At 74.3% G+C, this 8031-nt stretch carries 6 protein-coding genes and 1 pseudogene; 6 read left to right on the forward strand and 1 reads right to left on the reverse strand.

The window, feature by feature from the left end; all coding sequences use genetic code 11:
- Window positions 1-34 precede the first annotated feature (34 nt).
- Window positions 35-571 (reverse strand): HNH endonuclease, encoded by a 537-nt coding sequence (locus ACX6XY_RS23295; protein ID WP_460334071.1) that lies wholly within the window; start codon window positions 569-571, stop codon window positions 35-37.
- A gap of 206 nt (window positions 572-777) precedes the next feature.
- Between ACX6XY_RS23295 and ACX6XY_RS23300 the strand changes: the two genes are divergently transcribed.
- The 6 genes and pseudogenes from ACX6XY_RS23300 (at window position 778) to ACX6XY_RS23325 (ending at window position 7941) form a co-directional block, all read left to right on the forward strand.
- Complete coding sequence (locus ACX6XY_RS23300; RefSeq protein WP_460334074.1) at window positions 778-1830, forward strand: mechanosensitive ion channel family protein; 1053 nt, start codon at window positions 778-780, stop codon at window positions 1828-1830.
- 115 nt (window positions 1831-1945) lie between these two features.
- On the forward strand, window positions 1946-3148 hold the full coding sequence (locus ACX6XY_RS23305) for an ROK family transcriptional regulator (RefSeq protein WP_460334078.1): 1203 nt from the start codon (window positions 1946-1948) through the stop codon (window positions 3146-3148).
- Window positions 3149-3225: 77 nt separating this feature from the next.
- Window positions 3226-4491: a 6-phospho-beta-glucosidase gene (locus tag ACX6XY_RS23310; RefSeq protein WP_460334081.1), complete on the forward strand. Its 1266-nt coding sequence runs from the start codon at window positions 3226-3228 to the stop codon at window positions 4489-4491.
- Window positions 4492-4553: 62 nt separating this feature from the next.
- Window positions 4554-5513 (forward strand): N-acetylglucosamine kinase, encoded by a 960-nt coding sequence (locus ACX6XY_RS23315; protein ID WP_460334095.1) that lies wholly within the window; start codon window positions 4554-4556, stop codon window positions 5511-5513.
- Window positions 5514-5720: 207 nt separating this feature from the next.
- Window positions 5721-6914, forward strand: a pseudogene (locus ACX6XY_RS23320) (SUKH-4 family immunity protein); the annotation flags it as partial.
- Between the two features lie 133 nt (window positions 6915-7047).
- Entirely contained in the window at window positions 7048-7941 is an 894-nt protein-coding gene (locus ACX6XY_RS23325; RefSeq protein WP_460334084.1) for a cellulose-binding protein, read from the forward strand.
- Window positions 7942-8031 lie beyond the last annotated feature (90 nt).

The following is an 8031-nucleotide window of genomic DNA, read 5'->3' on the forward strand; positions in this document are numbered from 1 at the left end:
CCGGGCTCCGCGGGGCAGACGAAGGCCCGGACCGTCAGGCGGAGACGCCGTCGATCCGGGCCAGCGCGTCGTCCGCGCCATACGGCTGGAGGTACGGCAGCCAGCGCGGGTCCCGGTGCCCGGTGCCGATGATGCGCCAGGCGAGCCCGGTGGGCGGGGCCGGTTTATGGCGCAGCCGCCAGCCGAGCTCCAGCAGATGTCGGTCGGCCTTGACGTGGTTGCAGCGGCGGCAGGACGCCACCACGTTCTCCCACGCGTGCTGGCCGCCGCGGCTCTTGGGAACGACGTGGTCGACGCTGGTTGCGACGCCACCGCAGTACATGCACCGGCCGCCGTCCCTGGCGAAGAGGGCGCGCCGGGTGAGTGGAACGGGCCCCCGGTAGGGGACCCGTACGAACCGCTTGAGCCGGACCACACTGGGCGCTGGCATGGTGCGGGTCGCGCTGTGCATCAAGGCGCCGGACTCCTCGAGGCAGTGAGCCTTGTTCTCCAGGACGAGGACGAGCGCGCGGCGGAGCGGTACGACGCCGAGGGGCTCGTACGACGCGTTGAGGACCAGGACATGCGGCACGGATGCCTCCTTGTACGCCGGCGGCGCGTGGCTCGCGCCGGGACGATCTGTAGCCAGTTTCCCCTCATGCCTGGTCGAAGCGCCACCATGTCCGGGTAACGGGCTGGAAGTGTTTTCGACCACACGCTTCTCGCGCCCGCTACGGCAACCATCTGCCCTCCATCCCTCGTTAGTGTGATGAGTCAGCTTTCAAAGAGGAGCCCACCGTGTCGCTGCCTGTTCCGGCCGTCGCCGGATCGGAGGACCCCACCCTTCAGGACGCCCAGGAGAAGGCGACCAACGCCGCCGGATGGGTGGAAGAGAACTGGTCCACCTGGCTGAGCACCGGGCTGCGGGTGCTGCTGATCCTGGTGATCGCCGTCGCGCTGCGGCACGTGATCCGCAAGGCGATCACCAAGGCGATCGCGCGGATGAACCGCGGCGCCCAGGCTCTGGAAGGGATGTCGATCGGCGGGCTGCTGGTCAACGCGGAGCGGAGACGGCAGCGCTCCGAGGCCATAGGGTCTGTGCTGCGCTCGGTCACCACGTTTCTGATCATGGGCTCAGCCGGGCTGATGATCCTCGGCACGTTCGAGATCAATCTCGCGCCGCTGCTGGCCAGCGCGGGCGTGGCGGGCATCGCGCTCGGCTTCGGCGCGCGCAACCTGGTGACCGACTTCCTCTCCGGCGTCTTCATGATCCTTGAGGACCAGTACGGGGTCGGCGACACCATCGACGCGGGCGTGGCCACCGGCGAGGTGATCGAGGTGGGGCTGCGGGTCACCAAGCTGCGCGGCGACAACGGCGCGATCTGGTACGTGCGCAACGGCGAGGTCAAGCGGATCGCCAACCGCAGCCAGGGCTGGGCGACGGCCCATGTGGACGTGACCGTACGCCCCGACGAGGACCTGGACCGGGTGCGCGCGGTCCTCACCGGGGTCGGCGATGACCTGGCGGGGGACGAGCCGTGGAACGAGCAGCTGTGGGGCCCGGTCGAGGTGCTCGGCCTGGACTCGGTGACGCTGGAGTCGATGGTGATCCACGTATCGGCCAAGACCATGCCGGGCAAGGCGGTCGGCGTGGAGCGCGAGCTGCGCTGGCGGATCAAGCAGGCGCTGGACGCGGCGGGCATCCGGATCGTCGGCGGCGAGCCGCAGGACGACGCCGACGACGACGCCCCGGCGGCTCCGCCGGTCGCGGCCCCTTCGGCGTACGGGTCGGCGTTCTCGCCGCAGTCGCGGGTGGCGTCCCCGATCCCGCCGTCCGCGCACCCCAGGTAGCCGCCGAGGCTGGCCTGTCCCGTTCGCGACCCCTTGACGCCGCCCTGACCTGCGCTGCTAAGTTCCCTCTCACTGGATAGGAAAGTTTCCTAACCGTGGCTGGGGGCTTCGACGTATGGCGGGGACGATTCCGGGCACGCCGCGCGTGCTGCGGGCCATGAACGACCGGGCCGCGCTCGATCTGCTGCTCGCCCACGGGCCGCTCTCGCGCACCCGGATCGGCCAGCTGACCGGCCTGTCCAAGCCCACCGCGTCCCAGCTGCTCGCCCGGCTCGAAGCGGCGGGCCTGGTGGTCGCCACCGGCGCCAGCGAGGGCGGTCCGGGACCGAGCGCCCAGCTCTACGCGGTGAACCCGCGCGCCGCGTACGTCGGCGCGCTGGACGTCACCCCCGAGCGGATCCGCGCCGCCGTCGCGGACCTCACCGGCCAGACGGTCGGCGCCTACGAGCTGGCGACGCCTGGGCGCAGCGGCCACGATGTCGTACGCCAGGTACGCGACGCGCTGGACGGCGCGGCGAAGGCGGCCGAACGCGTCCGCTCCGAACTGCACCGGGTCGTCATCGGCACGCCGGGCGCCTTCGACCCGAACACCGGGCGGCTGCGGTACGCCAGCCATCTGCCCGGCTGGCACTCCCCCACGCTCCTGGCCGAGCTGGCCGCCGTACTGCCGATGCCCGTCGGGTACGAGAACGACGTCAACCTCGCCGCGGTCGCCGAGCGGCGTCTGGGCGCGGCGCGGGGGCATGAGGACTTCGTCCTGCTGTGGAACGGGACCGGCGTCGGCGCCGCCCTCATGCTCGGCGGGCGGCTGCACCGGGGCTGGACCGGCGGCGCGGGCGAGGTCGGTTTCCTGCCCGTGCCCGGCGCCCCGCTCCAGCGGGGGGTGGCCCGCGCGGGCGCGGGCGGCTACCAGCGGCTGGCCGGCGCCCAGGCGGTGTCCGGCATCGCCCGTGACCTGGGGATCGCGGTCCCCGAGCTGCCGACGGCCGCGGCGCGGGCCGCCGCGCTCATCCGGGACGCGGCCGCCGCGGCCGACGGTCCCCGGCGGCTGCTGCTGGAGCGCTTCGCCACCGGCCTGGCCACCGGAATCGCCGCGCTGGTCGCCGTCCTGGACCCCGAGCTCGTGGTGCTCTCCGGCGAGGTGCTCGCCGCGGGCGGGGAGCTGCTGCGCGGGCTCGTCCAGGCCGAGCTGGCCGAACTGGCCGCGTCCCGGCCCCGGCTCGTACTCGGCGACGTGCGCGATGATCCCGTACTGCGCGGGGCGCTGGAGAGCGCGCTCGCCGACACGCGCGACGAGGTGTTCGACACCTCCCGCTGAACCGATCCCGATGAAGCCCGATCCCGCGGAAACCGACTCCCCGGCGGCGGCCGGGGCGGCCACGAAAGAGAGACCTGATGAAGCTCGCAGTCGTAGGCGGCGGTTCCACCTACACCCCCGAACTCATCGACGGCTTCGCCCGGCTCAGGGACGTCCTGCCCGTCCAGGAGCTGGTCCTGGTCGACCCGGCGGCCGAGCGTCTTGACCTGGTCGGCGGCCTGGCCAGGCGGATCTTCGCCAAGCAGGGCCACGACGGCGCGATCGTCACCACCGCCGACCTGGACACGGCCGTCGACGGCGCCGACGCGGTCCTGCTGCAACTGCGGGTCGGCGGCCAGGCGGCCAGGGAGCAGGACGAGACCTGGCCGCTCGACTGCGGCTGCGTCGGCCAGGAGACCACCGGCGCCGGGGGCCTCGCCAAGGCGCTGCGGACCGTCCCAGTGGTCCTGGACATCGCCGAGCGGGTGCGTCGCGCCAACCCGGACGCCTGGATCATCGACTTCACCAACCCGGTGGGCATCGTGACCCGTGCGCTGCTCCAGGCCGGGCACAAGGCGGTCGGCCTGTGCAATGTGGCGATCGGCTTCCAGCGCCGCTTCGCGGCCCTCCTGGACGTCGCGCCCGGCGAGGTCCACCTCGACCACGTCGGCCTCAACCACCTCAGCTGGGAGACCGGCGTACGCGTCGGCGGACCCGACGGCGAGGACGTCCTGCCCGGCCTGCTGGCCGCGCACGGCGACGCGATCGCCGGGAGCCTGCACCTGCCGCGCGCCCTCCTGGACCGGCTGGGCGTCGTCCCCTCGTACTACCTGCGCTACTTCTACGCCCACGACGAGGTGGTGCGGGAGCTGCGCGAGAGGCCGTCCCGAGCCGCCGAAGTGGCCGCGATGGAACGCGAACTGCTGGCCCTGTACGGCGATCCGGCGCTGGACGAGAAGCCGGAGCTGCTCGCTGAGCGGGGCGGCGCCTTCTACTCGGAGGCGGCCGTCGACCTGGCCGCGTCGCTGCTGGGGAGCGGCGGCCCGGCCACCCAGGTGGTGAACACGCGCAACGCGGGCACCCTGCCCTTCCTGCCCGACGACGCGGTGATCGAGGTCCAGGCGCGCGTCGGCCACGGCGGGGCGGCGCCGCTGCCCGTAGCGCCGCTCGACCCGCTGTACAGCGGGCTGATCGCGAACGTCACGGCCTACGAGGACCTGGCGCTCCAGGCGGCCCTGCACGGCGGCCGGGACGCGGTATTCAGGGCCCTGCTCGCCCACCCGCTGATCGGCCAGTACGCCCAAGCCGACCAGCTCACCGACCAGTTGATCGCGCACAACCGGGAGCACCTCGCGTGGGCCTGACGCATGACACCCCCACCGGCGACACCCCCACCGGCGACACCCTCACCGGCGACACCGCGGCGCTGCTCGCCGTCGACGCGGGCAACAGCAAGACCGACGCCGCGGTGCTCGCCGCCGACGGCCGGGTGCTCGGCGCGGCCCGCGGCGGCGGCTTCCAGCCACCGGCCGTCGGCGTACCGGCGGCGGTCGACGCGCTGGCCGGGACCGTCGGGCGGGCCCTGGCCGACGCGGGCGTGACCGGCGTACGGCATGTGGCGGCCTGTCTGGCCAACGCCGACTTCCCGGCCGAGGAGCGGGAGTTGGCTCACGCGCTACGCGCGCGTGCCTGGGGGCGGACGCTGTCGGTGCGCAACGACACCTTCGCCGTGCTGCGGGCGGGCCTGCCCGCGGGGGCCGAGCCGCGCGGCGTCGCGGTCGTCTGCGGCGCGGGCATCAACTGCGTCGGCATGACCCCGGACGGGCGCACCGCCCGGTTCCCCGCGGTCGGCCGTATCTCCGGTGACTGGGGCGGCGGTTGGGCGCTGGCCGAGGAGGCCCTGTGGTGCGCGGCCCGCGCCGAGGACGGCCGCGGGGAGCCCACCGCACTGGCCCGTGCCCTGCCCGCCCACTTCGGCCTGCCCACCATGTACGCGCTGATCGAGGCGCTGCACCTGAAGCGGGTCGCCGCGCACCGCAGGCACGAGCTCACACCGGTCCTGTTCGCCACGGCCGCGGCCGGGGACGCGCTCGCCCGCGCGCTCGTCGACCGCCTCGCCGACGAGGTGGCGGCCATGGCGGCGGTCGCCCTGGACCGCGTCGGCCTGCTGGCGGAGCCCGCCCCGGTCCTCCTCGGCGGCTCCGTCCTGGCGGCGGGGCACCCGGACTTGGACGCCCGTGTCCGCGCCCAGCTGGCGGCCAGGGCCCCGCGGGCGACCGCGCGGGTCATCACGGCGCGGCCGGTGCTCGGGGCGGCGCTGCTGGGCCTCGACGAGCTGGGCGCGGCGGACGAGGCGTACGCCAGGGCGCGAGCGCACTACGCGTGACACGTGATGCGCGGCGTGCGGCGCGTACCGGTGAGGAACCGAACAGTCGCGCAACGCGTGTTACAGGCAAGGGCGTTCCGGACATGATCGAGATGATCGAGAGCGGGATCGAGCACAAGATCGAGTAAACGCGGGGGTGGATGTCCGACCCTGCCGCAATAATGAGCGGCCACGCGTCGTTCCGCGCGCCGCGGCGCGCGGCGGGCGGGCGGCACGGACCGAGGGGGAGGCCGAGAGGTGACATACCCGCACAGCGGCGGCCCGGGGCCGTCGGCGCCGGGCGCGCCCGCCGCGCCGGGCACTCCCGGTGCGCCTGGCGCGCCTAGTGCTCCGGGTACGCCCGGTGCGCCCGGTGCGCCTGGCACACCTGCTGCGTCTGGTGCGCCCAGCGCGCCCGGTGCGTACGGCTATCCGCCGCCCGGCCAGCCCACCGTCGGGCCCGGCTACCAGGCCGTGCTGCGCTATCGCGCGCACGACGGGTCCGAGCAGCAGCTCATCCGGCGCTCGGCGCCCGGCACCCCGCACCCGGAGTGGCAGATCCTGCACGAGCTGCGCGCGATGAACGTCCCGCCGCAGCAGGTGCTCGAACTCCACACCGAGCTGGAGTCCTGCGAGCTGCCCGGCGCGTACTGCGCCCGGATGATCCGGGAGACCTGGCCGCAGGCCCGGATCACCTCGATCGCCCCGTACGGCCGGGACCACGCCAGCCGTCAGCAGGGCATGCAGCAGCTGCTCGCGCACCAGGGCGAGCTGCACCAGGTCGCGGACGGCCCGGCACGGCCGGGCCCGGTGCGCGCGCCGATGCAGCCCGTGCAGCCCGCGCCGCCGGTTCCGCCGGACGCGGTGGGGCACGAGCTGATGGGCGCCTTCGGACCGCAGGGCGTCTTCCGCTTCGACCAGCGGGCGGTGTCCCGCGCGGGTGTGCCCGAGATCGTCGCGCACACGCTGGTGTGGGCGGGGCTGCCGTTCGACTTCAACCCGTTCTTCTGGGCACAGGCGCAGCCCGGCCGTCCGGTGCCGACGCTGGCCGAGCTGGCGCAGGAGCGCCAGGTGCAGCCCGCGTCGGACGCGGGGTCGTACCTGGTCATGGGCAGCGACTTCGGGCGCGCGATCTGTGTCCAGTACGGCACGGCGCACATCGTGGCCGTGCCGGTCGAGGCGGGGCCTGGCGGCGCGCCGGTGCCGCCGCAGTTCGTGAACACCGGGCTGCCCGAGTTCGTACGCTGCCTGGCGCTGCTCGGGCGGATGTGGCGGCTGCGGACCGGTCTGAATCAGGAGCAGGCCGCGCGCTGGACCATCGACTTCCAGCAGCAGCTGGCCGCGCTGGACCAGGCGGCGCTGGCCTCGCCCGAGGGCTGGTGGTCGGTGCTGCTTGAGCAGATGTGGGACGGACTGTTGTAGGACGTTCGTGCGCGGAGGGGCGTCTCGGCTTGGCCGGGGCGCCCCTTCCGCGTGCGGAGTGTCGCGTTATGTGCCCTTCGTTCTGATCCACCAAGATGTGCGTGCAGCACATCGTCGGAGAAGGGCTTCCAGGATGGGTGCACCGTCGTCCCCGCACGGCTTCGACGTCGTACGGCGCCGTGGCTATCGGACCGATCAGGCGGACGCGTACGTCTCCGGGCTGTGCCGGGAGCGTGATGCCGCGTGGGAGCGGGCGGCGCGGCTGACGGTGCTGGCCAAGGAGATGTCGGCGGAGGCGGAGCGACTGCGGGCGGTCGTGGCGGAGTTGGCCCCGCAGACGTACGAGACGCTGGGCCCGCGCGCGCAGGCGATCCTCGCGGCCAGCGAGGAGGAGGCGGACGCCGTGCGGGGCGCGGCGCGGGGGGACGCGGAGCGGTGGGCCGAGGACGCGGCCGGGTATGAGCGTGCGCTGGTCGACGAGGCGCGGGCGGCGGCCGACGCGGTGCGTGCTGCGGCGGAGGAGCGCGCCCGGCAGGTGCTGGCCGAGGCGCGGAGCCGGGCGGACGAGGAGCGGTTGGCGGCGCGGCGGTCGGTGAAGGCGGTGCGGGCGGAGGCGGCGGCCGTGCTTCGGGAGATGCGGCAGCGTACTGAGGGGATGCTCAGGGACCTCGGCAAGGAGCAGGCCGAGCGGTGGGACGAGGCGGGGCGGGCGGAGGCCGAGCGCGAGGCCGGGCAGGAAGAGCTGCACGCGCGGCTCACGGCGGCGGCTGAGGCGGGGCTCGCGGAGGCGGGGCGGGCGTTCGCGGAGGCGGAGGAGTCGGCTCGGCACGGGCAGGAGGACGCGGAGGCGCGGGGGGCTGAGCTGGTGGCGGCGGCGGGGGCGCGGGTGGAGCGGATCGAGCGGGAGACTGAGCGGGTGCTGCGGGAGCATGAGGCCGTGGCGGAGGAGCTTCGGTCGCGCATGGACCATGTGCGCACCAGCCTGACGGCGCTTACGGGGCGGGCCCCAGCGGAGGACACGCCCTAGCCGCGCTCCGCGCGCGTTCTGTTCGTTGTGGGGCGGGGGCGGGGGGGGGGGTACGTGCTCACGGCGACTGATAACCCGGAAGCTGCGAAC

The sequence above is a fragment of the Streptomyces sp. O3 genome (assembly GCF_054788135.1).